The organism is Alkaliphilus oremlandii OhILAs, assembly GCF_000018325.1.
Lineage (GTDB): Bacteria > Bacillota > Clostridia > Peptostreptococcales > Natronincolaceae > Alkaliphilus_B > Alkaliphilus_B oremlandii.
Genome location: NC_009922.1, coordinates 195906 through 217790 on the forward strand (window position 1 = coordinate 195906; position 21885 = coordinate 217790).

Annotated in this window: 18 protein-coding genes; 13 read left to right on the forward strand and 5 right to left on the reverse strand. The window is 36.8% G+C overall.

Annotation, left to right across the window (positions count from 1 at the left end):
• Positions 1–4 precede the first annotated feature (4 nt).
• The 4 genes from CLOS_RS00935 (at position 5) to CLOS_RS00950 (ending at position 4615) form a co-directional block, all read left to right on the forward strand.
• Positions 5–799 (forward strand): electron transfer flavoprotein subunit beta/FixA family protein, encoded by a 795-nt coding sequence (locus CLOS_RS00935; RefSeq protein ID WP_012158050.1) that lies wholly within the window; start codon positions 5–7, stop codon positions 797–799.
• A gap of 15 nt (positions 800–814) precedes the next feature.
• The gene (locus CLOS_RS00940; RefSeq protein ID WP_012158051.1) at positions 815–1855 is read left to right on the forward strand and encodes an electron transfer flavoprotein subunit alpha/FixB family protein; all 1041 of its coding nucleotides are present in this window, start codon (positions 815–817) and stop codon (positions 1853–1855) included.
• A 193-nt stretch (positions 1856–2048) separates the two neighbouring features.
• Positions 2049–3458 carry a sigma-54 interaction domain-containing protein gene (locus CLOS_RS00945; protein WP_012158052.1) on the forward strand — a complete coding sequence of 470 codons (1410 nt, stop codon included), beginning with the start codon at positions 2049–2051 and terminating at the stop codon, positions 3456–3458.
• 230 nt (positions 3459–3688) lie between these two features.
• Positions 3689–4615, forward strand: coding sequence for a DUF2935 domain-containing protein (locus CLOS_RS00950; RefSeq protein ID WP_012158053.1), 927 nt, complete (start codon positions 3689–3691; stop codon positions 4613–4615).
• A 90-nt stretch (positions 4616–4705) separates the two neighbouring features.
• Here the strand turns inward: CLOS_RS00950 and CLOS_RS00955 are convergent, their stop codons facing one another.
• The 3 genes from CLOS_RS00955 to CLOS_RS00965 form a co-directional block, all read right to left on the reverse strand.
• A complete protein-coding gene (locus CLOS_RS00955; RefSeq protein WP_012158054.1) occupies positions 4706–6250 on the reverse strand; it encodes an FAD-dependent oxidoreductase in 1545 nt (514 codons plus the stop codon).
• A gap of 44 nt (positions 6251–6294) precedes the next feature.
• Positions 6295–7287 carry a tocopherol cyclase family protein gene (locus CLOS_RS00960; RefSeq protein ID WP_012158055.1) on the reverse strand — a complete coding sequence of 331 codons (993 nt, stop codon included), beginning with the start codon at positions 7285–7287 and terminating at the stop codon, positions 6295–6297.
• A gap of 246 nt (positions 7288–7533) precedes the next feature.
• Positions 7534–8118, reverse strand: a complete 585-nt coding sequence (locus CLOS_RS00965) for a hypothetical protein (RefSeq protein ID WP_012158056.1) — start codon at positions 8116–8118, stop codon at positions 7534–7536.
• 327 nt (positions 8119–8445) lie between these two features.
• Between CLOS_RS00965 and CLOS_RS00970 the strand changes: the two genes are divergently transcribed.
• From CLOS_RS00970 to CLOS_RS00990, 5 genes are all read left to right on the forward strand, one after another.
• Complete coding sequence (locus CLOS_RS00970; protein ID WP_012158057.1) at positions 8446–10098, forward strand: glutamine--tRNA ligase/YqeY domain fusion protein; 1653 nt, start codon at positions 8446–8448, stop codon at positions 10096–10098.
• Positions 10099–10221: 123 nt separating this feature from the next.
• On the forward strand, positions 10222–11601 hold the full coding sequence (locus tag CLOS_RS00975) for an MATE family efflux transporter (protein WP_012158058.1): 1380 nt from the start codon (positions 10222–10224) through the stop codon (positions 11599–11601).
• A 172-nt stretch (positions 11602–11773) separates the two neighbouring features.
• Entirely contained in the window at positions 11774–13258 is a 1485-nt protein-coding gene (locus tag CLOS_RS00980; protein ID WP_012158059.1) for a flavocytochrome c, read from the forward strand.
• A gap of 140 nt (positions 13259–13398) precedes the next feature.
• Entirely contained in the window at positions 13399–15141 is a 1743-nt protein-coding gene (locus CLOS_RS00985) for a cache domain-containing sensor histidine kinase (RefSeq protein ID WP_012158060.1), read from the forward strand.
• 52 nt (positions 15142–15193) lie between these two features.
• Entirely contained in the window at positions 15194–15955 is a 762-nt protein-coding gene (locus CLOS_RS00990) for a response regulator transcription factor (RefSeq protein ID WP_012158061.1), read from the forward strand.
• Positions 15956–16032: 77 nt separating this feature from the next.
• Here CLOS_RS00990 and CLOS_RS00995 read toward each other — a convergent pair whose 3' ends face one another.
• A complete protein-coding gene (locus CLOS_RS00995) occupies positions 16033–16437 on the reverse strand; it encodes a bactofilin family protein (protein ID WP_012158062.1) in 405 nt (134 codons plus the stop codon).
• Positions 16438–16472: 35 nt separating this feature from the next.
• Positions 16473–17429: a M23 family metallopeptidase gene (locus CLOS_RS16235; RefSeq protein ID WP_012158063.1), complete on the reverse strand. Its 957-nt coding sequence runs from the start codon at positions 17427–17429 to the stop codon at positions 16473–16475.
• A 305-nt stretch (positions 17430–17734) separates the two neighbouring features.
• On the opposite strand from CLOS_RS16235, the gene CLOS_RS01005 reads away from it, so the two are divergent.
• The 4 genes from CLOS_RS01005 to CLOS_RS01020 all read left to right on the forward strand — a co-directional run bounded on the left by CLOS_RS01005 (position 17735) and on the right by CLOS_RS01020 (position 21863).
• Positions 17735–18580 (forward strand): ABC transporter substrate-binding protein, encoded by an 846-nt coding sequence (locus CLOS_RS01005; protein ID WP_012158064.1) that lies wholly within the window; start codon positions 17735–17737, stop codon positions 18578–18580.
• Between the two features lie 36 nt (positions 18581–18616).
• Positions 18617–19297: an amino acid ABC transporter permease gene (locus tag CLOS_RS01010; RefSeq protein WP_012158065.1), complete on the forward strand. Its 681-nt coding sequence runs from the start codon at positions 18617–18619 to the stop codon at positions 19295–19297.
• Positions 19290–20012: an amino acid ABC transporter ATP-binding protein gene (locus CLOS_RS01015; protein ID WP_012158066.1), complete on the forward strand. Its 723-nt coding sequence runs from the start codon at positions 19290–19292 to the stop codon at positions 20010–20012. The genes CLOS_RS01010 and CLOS_RS01015 overlap by 8 nt, the downstream gene beginning before the upstream one ends.
• Before the next feature lie 249 nt (positions 20013–20261).
• Positions 20262–21863 carry a methyl-accepting chemotaxis protein gene (locus CLOS_RS01020; RefSeq protein WP_012158067.1) on the forward strand — a complete coding sequence of 534 codons (1602 nt, stop codon included), beginning with the start codon at positions 20262–20264 and terminating at the stop codon, positions 21861–21863.
• The last annotated feature ends 22 nt before the right edge of the window (positions 21864–21885 follow it).

A 21885-nucleotide genomic window follows, 5' to 3' on the forward strand; every position in this document is an offset into this window, starting at 1 on the left:
AAAAATGAATATTATTGTATGTTTAAAACAAGTTCCAGATACAAATGAAGTTAGAATCAATCAAGAGACAGGAACACTTATAAGAGACGGTGTGCCTAGCATTATTAATCCAGATGATAAAAATGCCCTGGAGGCAGCCCTTGCAATCAAGGATGAAAAAGGTGCAAAGGTTACTGTACTAAGTATGGGTCCTCCACAGGCAAAGGATGCATTAAAAGAAGCACTTGCTATGGGTGCCGATGAGGCCATCCTTGTTAGTGATAGAGCTTTTGGTGGTTCGGACACATGGGCTACTGCTACTATTCTTGCAGCAGCTATTGAAAAGGTTGGTAATTATGACATTATACTTTGTGGAAGACAGGCAATTGATGGTGATACAGCGCAAGTTGGTCCAGAAATTGCTGAATTTTTAGGAGTTCCACAAATCACATATGCGAAGGAAATTAAGGTTGGAGAAGATAAATTAATAGTAACAAGATATACAGAAACAGGAGACTATATAATAGAATCTAAATTACCTGTACTTTTGACAGCTATTAAAGAGTTAAATGTCCCAAGATATCCAAGCGTACGAGGAATTTTTAAGGCTTATGGAACTGATGTAGACGAAATCAAAGTTTGGGGTAGCAATGATTTAGAAGTTGATCCTACACAGATTGGACTCAAAGGTTCTCCTACTAATGTATATAAATCCTTTGTGCCAACAAAATCTAAAACAGCGGAAATTATTGAGGGAATCAGCGGAAAAGAAAAGGCAACTATTTTAATTAGCAAACTTATTGATCTGAAGCTTATATAGGAGGTAGGTGTAAATATGAAAAGAGCAAAAGTAAATCAGAATATTAACTTAAATGATTATAATGATATTTGGGTAATCGGTGAACAGAGAGAAGGAAAGATTCATCCTGTAACCATCGAATTAATTGGTGAGGCTAAAAAACTTGCAGGCGAAATTAATAAAAAGGTCGTAGTTGTTGTTGCAGGTTATGAAATTAATGAGGAAGTAAATAAACTCCTTTATTATGGGGTGGATAAAGTGATATATCTATCGAACCCATTACTAAAAAACTTCTCAACAGATGGTTATTCAATTTCAATTTCTAATCTTATTCTTGAGAGAAAGCCAGAAATTGTTTTAGTGGGGGCTACATCAATAGGAAGAGACCTAGGACCTAGAATTGCAGCAAAAGTTGGTACAGGATTAGTTGCGGACTGTACAATGCTTAGTATTGATCCGGAAGATAAAAAACTTCTTCAAACAAGACCTGCCTTTGGAGGTAACCTTATGGCTACTATTATATGTCCAATAAATAGACCTCAAATGGCTACAGTAAGACCTGGAGTTATGAAAAAAGCAACACATATAGATCGTCCAACAGGGGTTGTTGAAGTAGTAGCCCCTGCTATTACAGAGGCTGATATTGTAGCTAAAGTTGTTAAAATAATGAAGAGTAGTAAAAAAACAGTGGATCTTACAGATGCAAAAATTATTGTATCAGGAGGACGTGGTGTAAAAGGACCTGAAGGTTTTGAACTAATTAAAGCTCTGGCAGAAAAATTAGGGGGAGAAGTTGGAGCCTCTAGAGCTTGTATTGATTCGGGTTGGATTGATAGTATGCATCAAATAGGTCAGACAGGTACAACAGTAAGACCAGAAGTTTATTTTGCTTGTGGTATCTCAGGTGCTATTCAGCACTTGGCAGGCATGAGTGATTCAAAATACATTGTAGCAATTAATAGTGATCCAGCGGCTCCTATTTTTAATGTTTGTGATCTGGGTATTGTAGGAGATTTAAAAGAAGTTATTCCAGCTATGATTGAAGAAATTGAAAAGAATAAGACTTTTGAGATATAAGATTTATTATGAAATGAATGGTAAATAATATGAGCAGTACGATAAGAAAGTTTTTACAAGTTAGGGATTATTGCCAATAGCTTAGTTTAAAAGTATAATGGAACTAGACCGTAGATTAGCAATAAGCAAATAGGCAGACAGCTACGTCTGCCTATTTAATTTTATTTCACAAACAGGTAGGTGTGTAACGATTATGGATAATAATTTAGATCGGTATAAATATATATTCGATGAAATACTTACAATGACCGACGATGGGTTTATTGTTGTTGACAGAGAAGGCGTAGTTACAGACATCAATGACCAGTATTGTGATTTTCTAGGTACAAGTAAAGAAAATGTGATAGGCAGGAATATAAAAGAAACTATATCAAACTCGAAAATGATTGATATTATGAAAAATGCTTGTAGGGAAGAAGGAGCTATACACAAGTTTGTAGATGGTGAAACTAAAGAAGTTGATAACAAATTCCTTTTGGTTAGTAGATCTTGCGTTTTCGATGAAAAACAAGAAGTAATTGCTAGTGTAGCTCAGGTAAAATTTAGATTGCAGACCCTTGATTGTGCTCAAAAGCTGATGAAAGAATATTCGGCACTTGAGTTCTATCGGGAAGAATACAATAAAATTAGTACAAATCAATATACATTTGATGGAATGATAGGAATTAGTAAAAGATTTTTAGGTATTAAGAAAATGGGAATGAGAGCAGCCAAAAACTCTTTTCCAGTTTTACTAACTGGGGAGACCGGGACAGGAAAGGAAGTCTTCGCCAGAGCGATCCATAATGGTAGTGATCGAAGCAGCAAACCTATGGTTAGCATTAATTGCGGGGCAATTCCTTCTGAACTTTTAGAGTCCGAGTTGTTTGGATATGAAGAAGGTTCTTTTACTGGAGCCAAAAAAGGGGGTAAGATTGGAAAATTTATTCAGGCAGATGGTGGAACTATTTTTTTAGATGAGATTGGCGATATGCCTCCTGATATGCAGGTTAAGCTTCTAAGAGTGTTACAGGAAAAAGAGGTCGATAAAATAGGAGGAACTGAACCAGTTTCCGTAGATATAAGAGTTATAGCGGCTACAAGACAAAACCTAGTTAAAATGGTTAGGGAAGGAAAATTTAGAGAAGATTTATACTATAGGCTCAACGTTATTAATATTGAGATGATTCCTTTAAGAGAGAGAAGAGAGGATATACTAATATTTGCAAACTATTTTTTGAATAAAATTAATATCGAATATAAGACGAATACAACTCTAAGCAAAGAGGTTAAACGATGCTTCCAAGGTTATTCATGGCCAGGAAATATAAGGGAATTAGATAATGTTATTAGAAGTTCATATGCATCCTGTGATGAATTTATAATACAGTTAACGGATTTACCTGCTAAAATGGTTTCTAGTCATAATGTGAATAGCTTTTCCGGCTCTGGGGAAAAGATGTTAAAGAATATGGTAGATAGCTATGAGTCGTCTATAATAAAAGAGGTCTTAAAAAAATGTAATTGGAATTGTCAATTAACAGCGAATGAGCTTGGTATTCATAGAAGTCTTCTATATAAAAAGATGGATAAGTTTGGGATTAAGGTAAAGAAAACAATTTAAATTTTACACAATTTTTTAGTAATAAAATGGGCAGATAGAGTCAGCATTCTAGTTTAGCAATCTGGCGTTATCATCATATTTATCATAAAGAGACTTTTAACACAAGGAAACTATTTTAAATTTCCTTGTGTTAAAAGTCTCTTTATTTTATATGGAACTTATTTTGAATAAAAGAATATTATAATAAATATAGTGGTGGTCTTTTAGACAAAAATAGGGGAGGATAGGGTATGTTATCAAGTAAAGCATTTATAAGGCAATCTTTAGAAATACATCTTTTCTTTGCTAGAATCATGAAGGAGCATGCATTCTTTCTGCAATTAGGATTTACACCGAGGGATGCAAATTACTTTCAACAGGCAAATAACTTAAGAATGGAATTTGATCAACTATTATGGGAAGTTGTGGGCCTATCAAACTGTGTTGTAAGCTGCAATGTTCTTGAATCGGGAGAGATAGTAACCCCATATACATTAAGAGCAGAAAATACATCGTCTTACTTAACTGGTGTAACCATACCAACATATATTACCGAGGCAGAAATGAAATTAGCATGTGGCGAGTATGTAATTTTTAACCCTATGCTTGAACAGTCCGTAAGTATGCTCAACCAACGTGCGATATGCTTAATAACAGCGATTGTCGACTTTAAGACCAATATTTTAAATAACGTACTATCGTGCAATATGTTTACCGCGAACTATCCTCTATTAATAGAGCATATTTTAAGAGAAGCAAAGCTGTACTTAAATATGATTGTCAGGATTCAAAATAGAGAAGAAATAGACGTAGATAAAGAAATTTATGAACAAGAATTATTCTGGAATCGAATAATGGCGGAACACTCCAAATTCATACGGGGATTACTAGATCCTACAGAGGATGAGCTGATTCATATAGCGAATGACTTTGCCAAGGAATTTGACGCATTAACAGCAGCTGTTGAAGAGGCTATTGAAAAGTGCCTGCCAATTGATAAGATTACGGATAAAAGCCTAGAGGCCACAAAGGAAGTAAGAAATTTTAATACGCAAGGGACTGAGGGATTGCTTGATTGTAAGATTCGCTCTATCATCATTCCTTTGTTAGGAGACCATGTACTGAGAGAATCCAACCACTTCATTCGCTTACTGAAGAAGTTTCAAAAGATAGATTAAAAACATATCCCCTCAACTTAGATATAGTAAGTTAAGGGGATATAATTTTTATATGGATCCACAGATCAAGACAACGCCGAAAGAAGTTCCCTATTCGATTTCTATTCTTTCTAAAGGCTCAAAGGCTGGCCCTTCGATGACATCTCCAATAGGAGAAAATCGAGATCCATGGCAAGGGCAATCCCAGGTTCGTTCTGCATTATTCCATTGAACCTCACAGCCAAGATGGGTACAAGTAGTGTTTACAAAATATAATTTTCCATGTTCATCTTTATAGGCACCGACTTTTTGTCCGTCCACATCGATTATTTTTCCTTCTCCTTTTTCAAGGTGTGAATCTAAGGACCCAGAGAAAAGCTTTCCAGTAATAAAGCTGACTGCAACACCTAAATTTTCTTTGATAAAGGTCCATATGGAGCCAGTGTTTATAAATCGGGAAGGATCGTAAACCTCGGCCCAAGGACTTTCTCCTTTGACGATGAGATCTCTTAGGACCATGGCGGACACCGTACTACTGGTCATGCCCCACTTTTTAAAACCCGTTGCCACAAAAATATTCGGATGCTTAGGGCTGATGCTTCCAATAAAGGGGATATTGTCCATTGTCATGCAATCCTGAGCAGACCATCGATAGAGAATCTCTTCAACATCAAAGGTTTTATTGGCAAAATCAATTAAATTTTTATAATGGGAATCCATATCCTTTCCATAGCCAGTTTTATGTCCTTCTCCACCTACGAGTATCAACTCAGAATCTCCAAAAGGCTGGGAACGTAAGGAACGCCCTGGCTCTTCTGCATTGATGTACATACCCTCTGGAAACTTAGATTTTGCTTTAAGTGCAACAATATAGGATCTCTCCTGATAAATTCTGGAGAAATACAACCCTTTAATATTAGAAAATGGATAGTGCGTAGCGATGATGACCTTGGACGCAGTAATATTATTACCGTTTTCCATAAGGACAGAATACTGATGGTCCTCTAGTTCCTCAATATCAACAGCCTTTGTGTTTTCAAATATAGAACTGCCGCCTTGGGTAATATCCTCCACCAAACTAGATAAGAATTTAAGGGGATGGAACTGTGCTTGGTTTTTAAAACCGATAGCGCCCTTGATTGGGAATGGAAGAGGAAGAGTATCTGTATAGAATGCATCAATTCCTAAATCCAATGCAGCCTTCACTTCGTTTTTAATATCTTCTATGTATACGTCGGACTGAGTATAGATGTACGCATTCTGTAAACTAAAATCACAATCGATATTTTTTTCTTCAATAATTTTAGAAATCACCTGAATTGCTTTTTCGTTAGATTCCGCATATTGTTTGGATTTCTCTACACCGATCTGCTGAATCATTTTATCGTACATTAAATCGTGCTGAGAAGTAATTTTAGCGGTGGTATGGCCCGTAGTGCCCTTCAGTATACGGTCAGCATCGACGATGGCAACCCTTAAGCCTTCCTTTGTCAGTAGATATCCCGATGTAATGCCTGTAATACCGCCACCGATAATAGCCACATCTACAGAGATATTTTCTTCTAGCTTTGGATAATTGGGCGTAGACGAAGAAGCGATCCAATAAGATTCAGGTTCTTTAAGAAATCCTTTTTCTGGGGAATAATATTGATTCATGGTTTGCATCCTTCCTTATTATAAAGTTTAAATTCTATCTATCCCTATGATTTACCAAGTTGTAGAAAATATTCTATATTTCCTCCAATTTCAAAACCAGTATGGATCCCCTTTCCCTCAAATAGATTCGCTCTACTTTTGTGATCATGCAGAGAAACCATAACAGTGGAGGTAATACTCTCTGTAACTTCACCGTTCATCAGCCCATTTTTCGGTGCCTTTAAGACGCCACCCTTGGAAAAGATGGCCTTGATATGGAGGGTATATTTAGCATCGGCAATATCTATGAGAATCGTATCCTTCATATACTGTAGCTTTGTAATTTTTGCCCCTGTATAGGTAGCAAATGAAAACATCCGATCTCCGATTCGTAAAAAGGAAAGAAAGCCAGTAAAATGGCTACAGAGAAAAGGGATTTTGGCAATGGAAAACATGAGGGAAACATCACCCTGTGGAAAATGATTGGATTGTATCCAAATCCAGGATTCTGGAAAGGACTTGCCCCAGTCTTTCTCTATGTAGCCGTAGCCATTATTAAAGCTAATCTCAGTACCATTGTGGGCAATACTGCCCTCAATCTCATGATGAATGTTGACAACACCGTGGTAGCACTCCATGAAAGGTACAAAAGAGAAAGGCCCCATAATTCCCGGTCGAAGGATTCCTTTGGGAAAAGGAATGATATTCTGAAAGGATAGTTGACCTTGAATTGAGATGTTCTGATCTTTTAAGTCTAGAATAATGCCGTCTTGTGTGAAGAGATTATTTCCAATCTGGACATTGAATTTGTTTTCTAGGAATTTAAAACTGGAAATATCGTATTTAAAATAATGGACATTGCAGCTGTTTGCTTCGATAACCTGAACGAAAGCATGGTGATCGTCTTCGGATTTTCCATGTGCAATGCCGGGGATAACCGCCCATACATTTTCCTGTTTAGAATCAATTAATTTATAATACCATCCTTCAAAATAATTTTTATTTTTATATTTTCCCTGAAACATTTCTGGATGCCATAGCTTTTTTATGAGGTACATTGAAGTTCTCCTTTTCAGTAAGTATTTGATAGAGATTATGAATATATCTTTTCCCTAGAGATAGAAAAATATAAGAAATGAAGAGCATTGAGAGGCATATGTATAAATTCTAAATGAACAAAATCCATGTATGTTAAAGAAGGCTAGTTCTTCTTTATAACATGGATTTTATAAAAATAGAATATTCTATAGATTGCAGCAAGTCACCGAGATGAGGCTTTAAAAGAAACGATCATGTGATTCAAATTAAACATTGCCAAATTGCACAGGTTGCATTCCATTTAAAATATAATGGTTGTTTTCCAATTCTAATTCCTTCAGGTTTCCTTCGTAAATAACGGTACCCTTAATCTCTAATAGGCTTTGAGGTCGAATTAGATTTCTAGGCAAATTAAAGTCTACAATATTACTTTCGTTTAGAAGGTAGTATACGAATTCAGAACACAGGAATCGATGTTCATAATGAGTCTCCTTATTGAATAAGCCGTAGATCAATCCTGGGTAATTGTATTTATAGAGGTGTTTATTCTTTATGAAGTGGTGGATCATAGATTCTACATGCTCATACTGCTGTTTTGTTACTTCTATCTCCATGATCAAACCAGGTAGGTTCTTATGAAATTTATATACGCCGGTATCTAGGGTTTCTCTTCTAAACCTACCGAGGAATGGATTCTTGGTATACTTCCTTCCGAAACTATACATACGGTTTAGATCCTTATCCAAGGAAATAGCGGCATGGGTATATTGATCGTTTGTAAAATTGTGTATCAATTTAGATATCATCGTATTCGTCCGAGTAAGCAAGACATATAAATAATATTTCTGCATGAATGGGCCCCTTTATTTTGTGAATTTATTTTTTTATTCATGGTGGAACTGGTTGATTTATATAAGATATAAAACGCAAGATTTTTATATTCCTATTGTATAATAACACATTTTATACAATAAGGCATTTAAAAACAGATTAAAAAACGATTAAGAAAACCTTAAATCATTCAATAAAGAATCCGTTCTAAAGTATTCATTTATTTCCAATCCTGAGAATATGTTTATTTGATTTGGATACGATATTTAAATAGAAAAAACTTGGATTTTGTGGTATATTAGTTTACATATATAAATGCACAGGAGCATTATGAAAGGAGAGTCAATATGGAAAATAAACCGACTGCATCAAACTTTATAAGGAACATTGTAGTCCAGGATTTAGAATCCGGCAAACATAAAGAGATTATTACACGTTTTCCACCAGAGCCAAACGGATATTTACATATCGGACATGCGAAGTCCATCGTTCTAAACTTTGAGCTGGCCGATTCTTTTAATGGAAAAACGTATCTAAGATTTGATGATACAAACCCTGCGAAAGAAGATATTGAATATGTAGAGTCTATTAAAGAGGATGTAAAGTGGCTGGGGTTTGAGTGGGAGGAGCTATTCTTTGCTTCCGATTACTTTGAAGAAATGTACAATCGTGCCGTGCTTTTAATAAAGAAGGGACTTGCTTACGTTTGCGATTTATCTGCTGAGGAAATCCGTGAATATAGAGGAACCTTAACCCAGGCTGGAAAAGAGAGCCCTTATAGAAATAGAAGCGTTGAGGAAAACTTAGATCTTTTCGATAGAATGAGAAAAGGGGAGTTTCAAGACGGGGAGAAGGTTCTAAGAGCAAAGATCGATATGGCATCTCCGAATATGAATATGAGAGATCCTGTTATTTATCGTATCGTGCATGCAAGTCATCACAATACAGGAGACAAGTGGTGCATTTATCCGATGTATGACTATGCTCATCCCCTAGAGGACGCCATCGAAAAAATAACCCACTCTATATGCACCATGGAATTTGAAGATCATCGACCTCTATATAACTGGGTCGTTGAACAATGCGAAATGGAAGCGCAGCCACAGCAGATAGAGTTTGCTCGACTGAATATGACCAACACCGTAATGAGCAAAAGAAAGCTGAAGCAGCTTGTAGATGAAAATGTGGTAGATGGATGGGATGACCCACGGATGCCGACGATTTCGGGTCTTAGAAGAAAAGGATATACCGCCAATGCGATCCGTAATTTCTGTAGAGAAATTGGGGTATCTAAGAATCAAAGTGTTGTGGATGAGCAGATGTTAGAGCATTTTATCCGTCAAGATTTAAGTGAAATGGCACCTAGAACCATGGCTGTTCTTCGTCCGCTGAAGGTAGTGATTACAAATTATCCAGAAGGACAGACCGAAATGCTAGAGGCTGAGAATAACGCCGAAGATCCATCCATGGGTGTGCGCCAGATTCCTTTTTCTAGAGAAATCTATATTGAGCAAGATGATTTTATGGAAAACCCTCCTGCAAAATATTTTAGACTATTCCCTGGCAATGAAGTTCGCTTAAAGAATGCTTATTTTATTAAGTGTAACGATGTAATCAAGGATGCAGATGGCAATGTTATTGAGATTCACTGTACCTACGATCCAGAGACAAAAAGTGGTACTGGGTTTACTGGAAGAAAGGTGAAGGGAACCATCCATTGGGTCGATGCTGCCAATGCAGTACCTGCTGAATTTAGATTATACGAGCCTTTGATCTTAGATGAAGAAGACGAAGATGATAAGCATTTCTTAGAGCAAATCAATGAGAACTCTTTACAAATATTACAAGGCTTTGTTGAAGATAATATGAAGGACGTCAAGCCACAGGATAAATTCCAATTCTTTAGACATGGATACTTCAATGTGGACCCGAAACACACTAAAGATGGAAAGTTGGTATTCAATAGAATCGTTTCTTTAAAAAGTTCATTTAAGCTGTAGTTCTACGGTAAAAAGAACGTATAGAATAAGGGCCATTAAAAATTAATTTTAATGCCCTTATTGAATTTGAGGCAGATGTTGCGTATATAAAGGATAATATTTTGGCTGATAGGAGGTAAGTATTTGGAAATAGAAAATCAATTAACCCAGGGAAGCATATCAAAAGCCCTAATCAAACTAGCCCTTCCCATTATGGGGACTTCGTTTTTACAAACGGCCTATACCATTACAGATATGTTTTGGATCGGGAAAGTGGGAACGAAGGCAGCGGCGGCAGTAGGCACAGGAGGCTTTTTCACTTGGCTTGCAATGGCGTTTATTATATTATCAAAGGTTGGCGCAGAAGTAGGCGTTGCCCAATCCATCGGTAGAAATGATATTGGTGAGGCAAAGCGATATATTAGGCATACGGTTCAACTCAATATATTTCTAGGGATTCTGTACAGCATCGTTTTAATTGTTTTTAAGAAATCTCTCATTGGATTCTTTAATTTAGGCGATGCGGAAGTAATCAGCATGGCAACAACTTACCTCGTAATTGTTTCCCTAGGCTTGGTATCTTATTTTATTAACCCTGTATTTACAGGAATTTTAAATGGATATGGAGACAGTAAAACGCCATTTTACATCAATATGATCGGATTGGTGACCAACATAGTATTGGATCCTTTATTCATATTTGGATTCGGTCCGATTCCAGCTATGGGTGTAGCAGGGGCTGCACTAGCCACAGTTATCGCCCAAGTTGCTGTAACCTTTGCATTCATCATCAGAATTGTAGTTGCAAAGGATGAGCTTTTTAAGGAGATTGGATTTTTACAGGCACCGGATATGACCCATATGAGATATATCATCCGATTGAGTTTACCGGTTGCACTGCAAAATGCTCTATTCTCAATTATTGCAATGTTCATTGCGAAGATCATTGCAAACTGGGGACCGACGCCCATTGCAGTTCAGAAAATCGGCTCTCAAATAGAAGCAATTTCTTGGATGACAGCAGGAGGCTTTTCCACTGCGCTCAGTACATTTGTGGGACAGAATTACGGTGCCAATAAATGGGATCGTATCTATAAAGGATATTTCATTGCCATTGGTTTAGCCAGTATCGTCGGCCTTGGGGCAACCCTTTTACTGGTCTTCGGTGCAAATCCCGTGTTCTCTGTATTTTTATCAGAAGAAGAAGCTGTTGCTCAGGGAATTAATTATTTAAGAATCTTAGGATTTTCACAGTTATTTATGTGTGTAGAAATTACAACAGCAGGTGCCTTTAACGGTTTAGGAAAAACAGTACCACCTTCAATTACAGGAATACTATTTAATGCACTTCGTATTCCAGCAGCCATTATACTTTCGGCTACGGTTTTAGATTTGGATGGCGTTTGGTGGAGCATCAGTATGACGAGTGTGTTTAAGGGGATAATCCTCACAAGCTGGTTTATTTTATTCCTTAAAAAACAAATGAAGCATTCACAGGATAAAAACATAGAGATTGCACTATAGGCATAGATTCTTCACAAGCCACCCTAAAAGGGTGGCTTTAGTTTTGGAAAATAAGTTGTACAAAAAAGTGCAAAGAACTACGAGATATTGTAAATACAATAGATAAAAGTTGTCTTATAATTAACAATAGGAATTGACAAAAAAATAACATGTTCTATAAGGAGGCAACTTTATGAAAAATATGAAAAGAGTAAGCATTGCTTTATTGGCCATTATTTTATCTTTGTCAGCTGTTGGATGTGGAGATAAGAATATGGAAGGTGTAAATACAGGTAAAGCAAATAAAGCTGGACAAGAGGAAGTCTATGATGTAGTCGTAATTGGTGCTGGTGGTGCAGGGCTTTCTGCTGCAATCGAGATAAAAGGAGCAGGGGCTAGCGTAGTTGTGCTAGAAAAGATGGCATTCATAGGGGGAAATACATTGATATCTGGTGGGGAGCTAAATGCTCCAGAAACATGGATTCAAGAAAAGCTAGGGATTGAAGATAGTATAGACCTTTATAAGGAAGATACATTAAAGGGTGGAGATCATCAAGCTGATGAAAAGCTGGTAACGGTTTTAGCCAACAATGCTCGTCAAGCAGTAGAGTGGCTGCGAGATACAGTGAATGTTTCGTTTAAAGAAGATTACCTAATGCAGTTTGGTGGACACTCTGTACCGAGAGCCGCATATCCTCAAGGTGGCTCTGGAAATGAACTAATCGGTAAATTAGGGGCTAAAGCTGAAGAAATGAACATACCAGTAAGAAAACAAACAAAGGCAGAAGAGATCCTTGCAGATAAAGATGGCAAAGTTAATGGCGTAAGAGCAGTAGATAAGGATGGTAATGAAATTATATTTAAAGCAAACAAGGGCGTCATAGTAGCTACAGGTGGATTTGGCGCCAATGTTGAAATGAGAAAGCAGTATAACTCTGAATACGATGAGCGATATATGGAAACAGTTCAGCCAAGCTCTACTGGCGATGGAATTATTATGGCTCAGAAATTGGGGGCAGCTTTGGTAGGAATGGAAAATATTCAAACATACCCAACCTGCAACCCAGCAACAGGTATCTTATCCTATGTAGCAGATACTCGGTTCAATGGGGCGGTATTGATTAATAAAGAAGGAAACCGATTTGTTGAGGAGTTAGAACGACGTGATGTGATCTCTAAAGCTATTTTAGCTCAAACCGATGGCATGGGTTATTTAATTTGGGATACAACGATTAAAAACAATAGTCATATGGATGATTATATGGAAGAATTTAATCAGTTGGTTGCTCAAGGTATGCTTATTAAGGCGGATACAATTGAAGAAGTGGCTCAATTTTTCGATATTAATGTAGAGCAACTAAAGCAAACCATAGAAAAATATAATCAATATGCTGTGAATGGAAAAGACGAAGATTTTAACCGCAGAGGTGAGATCATAGGTCTAACAGAAGCGCCTTACTATCTTCAGAAAGTAACCCCTGCGATACATCATACAATGGGTGGTTTAAAAATCGATACAGAGGCAAGAGTAATAGATAATGAAGGGAACCCTATTCCTGGTTTATTTGCAGCTGGCGAGGTAACTGGAGGCATTCATGGTACGAATAGACTTGGTGGAAACGCAATTACAGATATTATTGTATTCGGAAGAATAGCAGCAGAAAGCGTGCTTAAATAAATAATTAAGAAAATCCCTATAAATATCTAATTTTATAGGGATTTTTCTTCATACATCTTTTGCAATGATACATCAAGGGATATAATTTAGTATGTAACCTTAATTCTTCCTATATAAATGAAAGGCGATTGGTGTCAATTATGAAAACTCTAAGAGCAAAAATACTTTTATATTTTGCCACAGTCACTACCATCATGATTTTTCTATTGGTGGTATTGGTTCGGGGGCAAATAAAAAATACAAATCTTCCATTAACAATCGACTTAAGCCAACAGATTATTACTGCAAAGTCTGGAGAGGTAGGGGCATGGATCAGACAGAGAATCGTTGAATTACAGGTACTAACAGAAAATGAAACCCTAATCTCCATGGATATGGATAAAATTAAGCCATATATGCGAAAAATGGATGAAAGTCACAATGAAGATTTTGAATCCTTTGCGATTATAACTTTAGATGGTCAGGCTTGGGTAACGAATGACACCTATATTGATGTAAATAATAGACCCTATTTTGAGGAAATAAAAGCAGGGAATTTAGATTACATCGTCAGTGATCCCATAATTTCTCGATCCAATGATGAGCCTATCGTTGTTATTATTCATGCTATAAGGGATGCATCTGGAAATCCTGTAGGATATATTAATGGAGCGATCTATGTATCGAAACTATCTACCATTGCATCCGAGGTTAGGATGTATAATGGGCTCGCTTGGATATGTGATCGAAATGGACAGGTATTTACTACGGATGAAGAATATATCAATAAATCCTTTAACATATTTGAAAGTGAAGCTTATAGTTATGAAGGAGCAAAGCATATAGGGGGCAAAATGGTAGAGGGTATAGAAGGGATTGATAGAATACAGGATTCCAGAGGAAATAATATTATAGTTCTATACACGCCCATTCCCTATGCGGAAGGATGGTTCCTAGGGATTCATTTTCTTGAGAAGGACATGACACAGGATACGGATAAACTACTGCAAATGATTTTGGTTTTTGGTTTTTTCATTATTGCAAGTCTCATTGTCATTTCCCTATTTTTATCAGCATCTATAGTTAAGCCAGTTAAGGAGTTACAAGGGCTAATGAAGGATGTGGAGGGAGGCAATTTGGATATTGTCTATTCCAATCCTAGGGAGGACGAGATTGGTCAATTAGGAGAAGGTTTCAATAAAATGGTAGGTCAGATTAAGAACTTGATTCATACGGTGTATATAGAGCAGAAAAATAAAAGAGAAGCAGAGCTGAAAGCATTACAAGCTCAGATACAGCCTCATTTTCTATATAACACCTTGGATACGATCCAGTGGATGGCTTTAGAGCATCAAGCTCATGATATTGTTGATATGGTAGATGCCCTTACGAATTTATTTAGAATATCCTTAAGCGGAGGGGAGGAAATTATATCCTGTGCAGAGGAAATTAAGCATATTGAAAGCTATTTATTTGTCCAAAAAGTGCGGTATGAAGATAAGCTAGAATATGAGATTATATGGGACGAGCAATTAAAAGAATGCAAGGTTTTAAAGCTTGTGATACAACCTTTGGTAGAGAATGCCATATACCATGGTATCAAAAGAAAGAAAGGGCCAGGTAGGATATTGATAATAGGCAGGATTCTAGGCAAAGATATGGAGGTAAGCGTCATCGATGATGGCATTGGTATAGAGCATAAAAAACGCTTACAGATTATGGACGTATTGGAAGGCAGAAGTAAAGGTGAAGGCACAGGCTATGGTATGTTTAATGTAAATGAAAGAATTAAGCTCATGTTTGGAGAAGAATATGGTATTCATATTACAAGTGAATATGGACAAGGTACAGAGGTAGTACTGAGGCATCCACTGATTAATATGGATAATAAAGATATGGGCTAAGGAATATATCGGTGTTAAAAATCTTTAAACCAAATTGAAAGAAGTGAAATTTATGTGGAAAGTGCTAATTGCAGATGATGAGCCTAAAATTAGAAAAGGTCTAAAAAAAATTCTTCAATCATTTAACTTAGATATAGAAATCGTTGCAGAAGCAGAGGATGGAGAAATCGCTCTTAATCTAGCCCAGGAACATAAACCTAATATCATCTTGGTGGATATTAATATGCCCTTTTTAAATGGACTGGGCTTTATTGAAAAGATTCGTGATTTTTTGCCAAACACAATGATCATTATTATTACTGGATATGATGAATTTTACTATGCTAAAAAAGCGATTCAATTACAGGTGTTTGAATACCTGCTAAAGCCTGTAAATGCTACAGAATTAAAGGAAATTATGCTAAAAGTAATAACTCAACTACAAAAACTACCCAACAACCTAGATCGTATAGAGACAAAAAATAAGGATGCAGAATATAGTCCCATTGTAATGGGGATTAAAAATTATATAGATGGAAATTACATGCAAGAAGACTTATCTATGCAGGAGGTGGCGGACCGGTTTGATATTAGTCTATCCTACTTAGGGAAGTTAATGAAGCACGAACTAGGAAAAACATTTATAGAATATTTAACGGAAGTAAGAATGGAGAGTGCTAAAAAAATACTCCAAGAAGAGAATATCAATATTAAAATTCATGAGGTGGCACAGTTAGTCGGATATAGCAGCCAACATTATTTTAGTAGGGTGTTTAAGAAAGAAATCGGAATAACGCCGATAGAGTACAAGCAGAACATAAAAATAGAACTGTAAATTAAATGGTATTAAAGGATGAAATATTGGATCAGGCTTTCCTACGAATACAGCCAAATTTAAAGCAGGGTAGAAAATTAGTTTTCTACCCTGCTTGATTTTACTTCCTTTAAGTGATGCTTGGAATTCACTTCAGCTGATGTCATTTTAGAATTGCCTTCAAAAACACCATTTTCATCAATGATTAAAGACTTTACAGAAATATCCCCTGTAATTTTACCCGTAGAAGTCAATCGGAGCTGTTCATGGGCCAAGATATTTCCTTTAATATGGCCACCTACAATGATATTGGATGCCGTAATATTGCCAACAACTTCGCAGGTATCCCCCACAAAGACGTCTCCCTTAACCTCTACATCCCCTTGAATCTTGCCGTCGATTCTCACCGTACCTTCCGCAGTTAAGGTTCCCTCAAAGGAAGTATTTTTACCAATCAGTGTGTCAAAGCTAGAAAAATCTGTGGTTTGCTTCTTGTTAAACATAATGAACCCCCTAGAAATGTATTTTAAAAAGAGATCTATTGCTGTACCAGCGTTAATGGATTAACCGGTTCATTATGGAGGCGTACCTCAAAATGAACATGGGGCCCGGTGCTTCTTCCGGTGCTTCCGAGCTCTGCAATTGGCTGTCCTTTTTCTACCCGATCCCCTACAGAAACGAGATTTTTTCTGTTGTGTGCATAGATGGATGTATAGCCGTATCCATGAGAAATCATGACGACTCTACCGTAGCTACCATTGTATCCGGAGAAGGTTACAACGCCACTGCCGGCTGCCACAATGCTGGAGCCTGAGTTGTTGGATATGTCCACACCGTTATGGAACTCTCTTTTTCTCCTGTTGGTAGGAGAAGTACGATATCCAAAAGGGGAGGATATTCTACCGGCGTTGGGGATTAAATTTGGCAGCGCATCCAGATATTCTAGCTGCTGTTCGACGCTGGAAATAAGACTTTGCATATTTTCTTTTTCCTTCTCAATCAATTCTGTCAAGAAGTTGATTTCCTCTTCGTAGTTATCGGAAGAGAAGATGGGCCCTTGAGCAGAGCGAGACACGGCTACATAGCTATCGGAATAAGGAAGCAGTGTGTCTACAGTATCCACAGGTGTTGACTCGTCGCTGCTATTTAAGCCCACCATATTTAACACTTGGCTTTGAACCTTATTTAAATCTGCCAACTTTTCATCGACTTTAACGGCGTAGCCTCTTAACTCAGCAATTTCATGTTTTTGATTTTCATTCTCTAGCTTTAGCACACTGAGCTCACTATGTGCAAGGGCAAGTTTTTGATTCGTATGAAAATAACCGAAAGAAAATAAAAGTGCACTGAATATGATACAGATGAAGGATATGCCGATTATTTTAAAAGAAAACTTGGGTATAGAAAATTGAAAGATTTTGCCTGACGAATTGGGCAGGATCATAAAGGTCAAACTTGACCTTGTTTTGTTTTGAATGTGCTTCATTTTCTTCATATGGAAAAAACCCCCTAAAAACTTTGAGACAAGCATAGCTGATATATTTTATTCTACATAAAAAATGAAACTCCTCTAAAAAAACATATTGCATATTTATTTGTTCGAATGTATAATAACTCAATAAGGTGCATATAAATTAAATTATATTTAGAACCCATATGCAAATAAAAATACAAACCTAATGGCGGTTTTTAAACGTTAAAGCGCTAAGAAGGCATAGAGAACTTATGGAGTTTTGAAGATGGAGGCCCTAAATATAGTACATTTATATGAATAAATATTTAAAAAGGGAGGAAAAGAAAATGAAAAAATTTTCTAAGCTATTTATAGCATCGCTTATAATTGGAGGAATCCTTTCACTAACTGCATGTGGAAATGGTGGCGGTGCTACTACTGGAGGAGAAACAGAAACCGGTGGAAAAGAAGTGGTATCTAAAATTGAACAAATAAAAAAATCGGGAAAACTGATTCTTGGTACCAGTGCAGATTACCCACCATATGAATTTCATAAGGAAATCGACGGCAAGGATACAATTGTAGGCTTTGATATTGAAATTGCAAAAGAGATTGCAAAGGACTTAGGGGTAGAACTTGAAATAAAGGATATGGATTTTGACGGATTATTACTTGCACTAAATGCAGATAAAGTAGATATGGTAATGGCAGGTATGACACCGGACCCAGAGCGGATAAAGGTTGTAGATTTCTCCAAAATATATTATGAAGCTGTTCATGGCGTAGTAATTAATGTGGCAAACAAAGATACTTTTAAAACAGTGGAGGATTTGGCAGGTAAGAAAGTAGGGGCTCAAAAGGGAGCAGTACAAGAAGATATTGCTGTTAATGAGATCCCTGATATTGAATTAAAGTCCTTAGCTAAAATACCGGATCTCGTTCTAGAGGTAAAACACAATAAAATCGATGCATTGGTGATGGAAAAGCCAGTTGCAAACTCGTATGTAGATCATAATAGCGATCTTGCGCTGATGGATTTGACCTTTGATGATGGGGAAGGTGGATCTGCCGTTGCTATTAAAAAGGGAAATACAGATTTAATGGAGGAAATCAACAAAACTCTGGATCGTTTAATGCAGGATGGTTCCATCGATAAATTCGTAGCAGAGGCTACAGCCCTTGTAGAAGAATAGACAAGATAGGTACTATGTAGGAAGGACGGGCTAAAAATGAATTTCAGTTTTTTACCGAAATACTATCAATTTTTTATAATCGGGGCTAAAAATACGGTATTACTTGCATTTTTTACAGTAGCATTGGGTGTAGTACTCGGTATATTTTTAGCCTTAATGAGAATATCTAAAAATAAAATATTGAACTTTATAGGGACGGCATATGTAGAGATCATTAGGGGAACACCGCTTCTCGTTCAAATATTCATCGTATATTACGGACTGCCGATGATGGGCTTTAAAATTCCCGCTCTGTCCTTCCTCGGAAGTGCTGGTGAGGAATTTATTGCAGGAATTATTGCTTTATCTATTAATAGTGGTGCCTACGTTGCTGAGATTATACGTTCTGGGATTCAATCTGTAGATAAAGGGCAGATGGAAGCCGCTCGCTCTTTAGGAATGCCGTATCCTATGGCAATGAAGCACATTATTATTCCCCAAGCATTTAAGAACATCCTACCTGCTTTGGGAAATGAATTCATCGTTGTTATTAAGGAATCCTCTGTAATGTCGGTGATTGGCATCCATGAGCTGATGTACAATGCCAATACGGTTAGGGGAAACACCTTCATCCCCTTAGAACCTCTGATTGTTGCAGCGGGAATTTATTTTATACTAACCTTTTCCTTATCTAAATTATTAGGAATTGCAGAAAGGAGAATGAGGGTAAGTGATTAAAGTACATGAGCTGGAAAAGAACTTTGGAAAACTGAATGTATTAAAAAATATCAGTACAGAGATAAAAAAGGGTGAGGTTGTCGTAGTGATTGGACCCAGTGGGTCAGGAAAAAGTACTTTTCTAAGGTGTCTCAACCTATTGGAAGCGCCTACATCAGGAGATATATGGATTGACGGAAAGAAAATTACGGATAAAAGCGCCAATATCGATGAGATCAGACAGAATATTGGCATGGTATTTCAGCAATTTAACCTTTTCTCTCATATGACAGTTTTGGATAACATTATATTGGCACCGATGAAACTGAAAAATAGTTCGAAGGAAGAGGCAACAAAAATGGCCATGGCACTGCTGAGTAAGGTAGGACTTTCGGATAAAGCTGTAGCTTATCCCAACCAATTGTCCGGTGGGCAGAAACAAAGAATTGCCATCGTTCGAGCTTTAGCAATGACGCCCGAGGTCATGCTCTTTGATGAGCCCACCTCTGCCCTAGATCCAGAAATGGTAGGGGAAGTGCTGGAGGTAATGAAGGATTTAGCTCGGGATGGAATGACAATGATCGTAGTTACCCATGAAATGGGCTTTGCAAAAGAGGTGGGCTCTCGGCTCATGTTTATGGACGAAGGGTCTATTGTAGAAGAAGGGAAGCCAGCAGAGGTCTTCGATTACCCGAAACAGCAGAGGACACAGGAATTTTTAAGAAAAATATTATAGGATTTTAAAATGGAAATGGGTAAAATGAATACCCATTTTTTATTGTGTGTAAGAACATATAAAATTTTGCTACAGATTTACTCTTAAGAAAATAAGAGAGGGATGATCGTTGTGCATTATAATATTATTTTTCAATCATGATTTAGTAGAATATAATCGGGTATTTATTGACAGTATCAGTATAATGATGTAGGAACATTTTAAATGATCCTGCGGCTAACGAACTAGGATATGGAGAGGAAGAAGTAAATGAAAATCAATATTAAACTTAAAATCATCGTCGTAATTTTGCTATTTTTTTCATTAAGTAGCGCTCTATCCGTTTTCTTTCAATTAGAAAAAATGGTTGCAGACAGTAAGGTAATTAATGATACGGGGATTGTAAGGGGAGGAAGTCAAAGGCTGGTGAAGTTAGAACTAGCAGGTGAAGAATCAGATCAACTGATGGAATCCATAGAAAAAAGAATCCATGGACTAATTAATGGAGATATTGAGTTGGGATTGCCTAAGGCTACGGACGAAAATTTTATTGCAGCCATGGGAGATGTAAGTAAGGGCTGGGAAGACTTAAAGGCTCAAATATATTCAAATAGAACAAATCCCGATGGAACAGGGATAGTTCGTACAAGTGAGGCGTTTTTTGAAACTACAAATAAAGCAGTGGATACTGCAGAAGAGTTTTCTAGGGAAAAGGTAACCTTTTTAAAAACATTTCAAATTATAGTTTTTGTGCTGAATCTAATTATTTTAATATTCATATGGATAATGAGCAGTAAAGGAATTTCAAAACCATTGATGCAGTTGTTTGAAGCCATAGATAGTTTAGATATATCGGAGGATATTCCAGAAGAATTTACGAGAAAGAAGGATGAAATTGGATTATTGTCCAATGCTTTTCAAAGGGTTATTGATCGTTTGAGAAATCTTACAAATGAAATATCGGGGATATCCAATGAGGTGGCTGATTTTGTTGAGGAACTTAATGCAAGAATCAACCAATCGTCTATTACGATGGAAGAAATTGCAAGGGTAATAGAGGAAGTTGCTAAAGGAGCAACTGCCCAAGCAGAAGAAACGGAAAGTGGCGTTGCGAATGTAGTGGATTTAGGGCAATTAGTAGAGCATGAGCAGAAGCTATTACAGGAGCTGAAGAGTTTCACAGGAGAGGTGCGCCTATTAAAGAATGAAGGAATCGATATTGTAAAAGAACTCGTTGAAAAAACGGAAGCGAATAATGAAGCCATCAGGAATGTTAGAAATGTAATCATTGATACGAGTAAAAGTGCAGAGAAAATCGAGGTTTCTAGCCACATGATAAAAAACATTGCAAGTCAGATTAATCTTTTAGCATTAAATGCAGCCATAGAAGCAGCCAGAGCAGGAGAGGCAGGACGAGGATTTTCTGTAGTGGCAGAAGAAGTAAGAAAGCTTGCAGAAGAATCTAATAACTTTACCCAAGAAATCTCAACAGTAGTGGTAGATCTTATTGAAAAAACTGAAAATGCTGTGGATATTATTAAACAATTGGATGAAATTACTTCTTCTCAGACAAAAAGTGTGGATTTGACGAATCATAAGTTTGAGGGAATCGCAGATTCTATAGAAAAAATTATGGAAATTGCAGAAATTATAAATAAATCAGGATTAGAAATGACAAGCAAAAAAGATGAAATTATAAATGTTGTAGAAAGTTTATCTGCCATATCAGAGGAAAATGCAGCAGGAGCTCAAGAAGCTTCGGCTTCGATTGAAGAACATACTGCATCAATGGAGGAAATTGCTAATTCTAGCGATGCTCTATCTGCATTAGCAACGACAATGAAGGAGAGCATTCTTCAGTTTAAATCTTAAAACTGAAATATTATCTATTAAA

Bases quoted from the DNA above. Each gene is read 5' to 3' on its own strand.
- CLOS_RS00935 (WP_012158050.1), top strand. From the start codon at position 5: ATGAATATTATTGTATGTTTAAAACAAGTTCCAGATACAAATGAAGTT.
- CLOS_RS00940 (WP_012158051.1), top strand. From the start codon at position 815: ATGAAAAGAGCAAAAGTAAATCAGAATATTAACTTAAATGATTATAAT.
- CLOS_RS00945 (WP_012158052.1), top strand. From the start codon at position 2,049: ATGGATAATAATTTAGATCGGTATAAATATATATTCGATGAAATACTT.
- CLOS_RS00950 (WP_012158053.1), top strand. From the start codon at position 3,689: ATGTTATCAAGTAAAGCATTTATAAGGCAATCTTTAGAAATACATCTT.
- CLOS_RS00955 (WP_012158054.1), bottom strand. From the start codon at position 6,250: ATGAATCAATATTATTCCCCAGAAAAAGGATTTCTTAAAGAACCTGAA.
- CLOS_RS00960 (WP_012158055.1), bottom strand. From the start codon at position 7,287: ATGTACCTCATAAAAAAGCTATGGCATCCAGAAATGTTTCAGGGAAAA.
- CLOS_RS00965 (WP_012158056.1), bottom strand. From the start codon at position 8,118: ATGCAGAAATATTATTTATATGTCTTGCTTACTCGGACGAATACGATG.
- CLOS_RS00970 (WP_012158057.1), top strand. From the start codon at position 8,446: ATGGAAAATAAACCGACTGCATCAAACTTTATAAGGAACATTGTAGTC.
- CLOS_RS00980 (WP_012158059.1), top strand. From the start codon at position 11,774: ATGAAAAATATGAAAAGAGTAAGCATTGCTTTATTGGCCATTATTTTA.
- CLOS_RS00985 (WP_012158060.1), top strand. From the start codon at position 13,399: ATGAAAACTCTAAGAGCAAAAATACTTTTATATTTTGCCACAGTCACT.
- CLOS_RS00990 (WP_012158061.1), top strand. From the start codon at position 15,194: ATGTGGAAAGTGCTAATTGCAGATGATGAGCCTAAAATTAGAAAAGGT.
- CLOS_RS00995 (WP_012158062.1), bottom strand. From the start codon at position 16,437: ATGTTTAACAAGAAGCAAACCACAGATTTTTCTAGCTTTGACACACTG.
- CLOS_RS16235 (WP_012158063.1), bottom strand. From the start codon at position 17,429: ATGAAGAAAATGAAGCACATTCAAAACAAAACAAGGTCAAGTTTGACC.
- CLOS_RS01005 (WP_012158064.1), top strand. From the start codon at position 17,735: ATGAAAAAATTTTCTAAGCTATTTATAGCATCGCTTATAATTGGAGGA.
- CLOS_RS01010 (WP_012158065.1), top strand. From the start codon at position 18,617: ATGAATTTCAGTTTTTTACCGAAATACTATCAATTTTTTATAATCGGG.
- CLOS_RS01020 (WP_012158067.1), top strand. From the start codon at position 20,262: ATGAAAATCAATATTAAACTTAAAATCATCGTCGTAATTTTGCTATTT.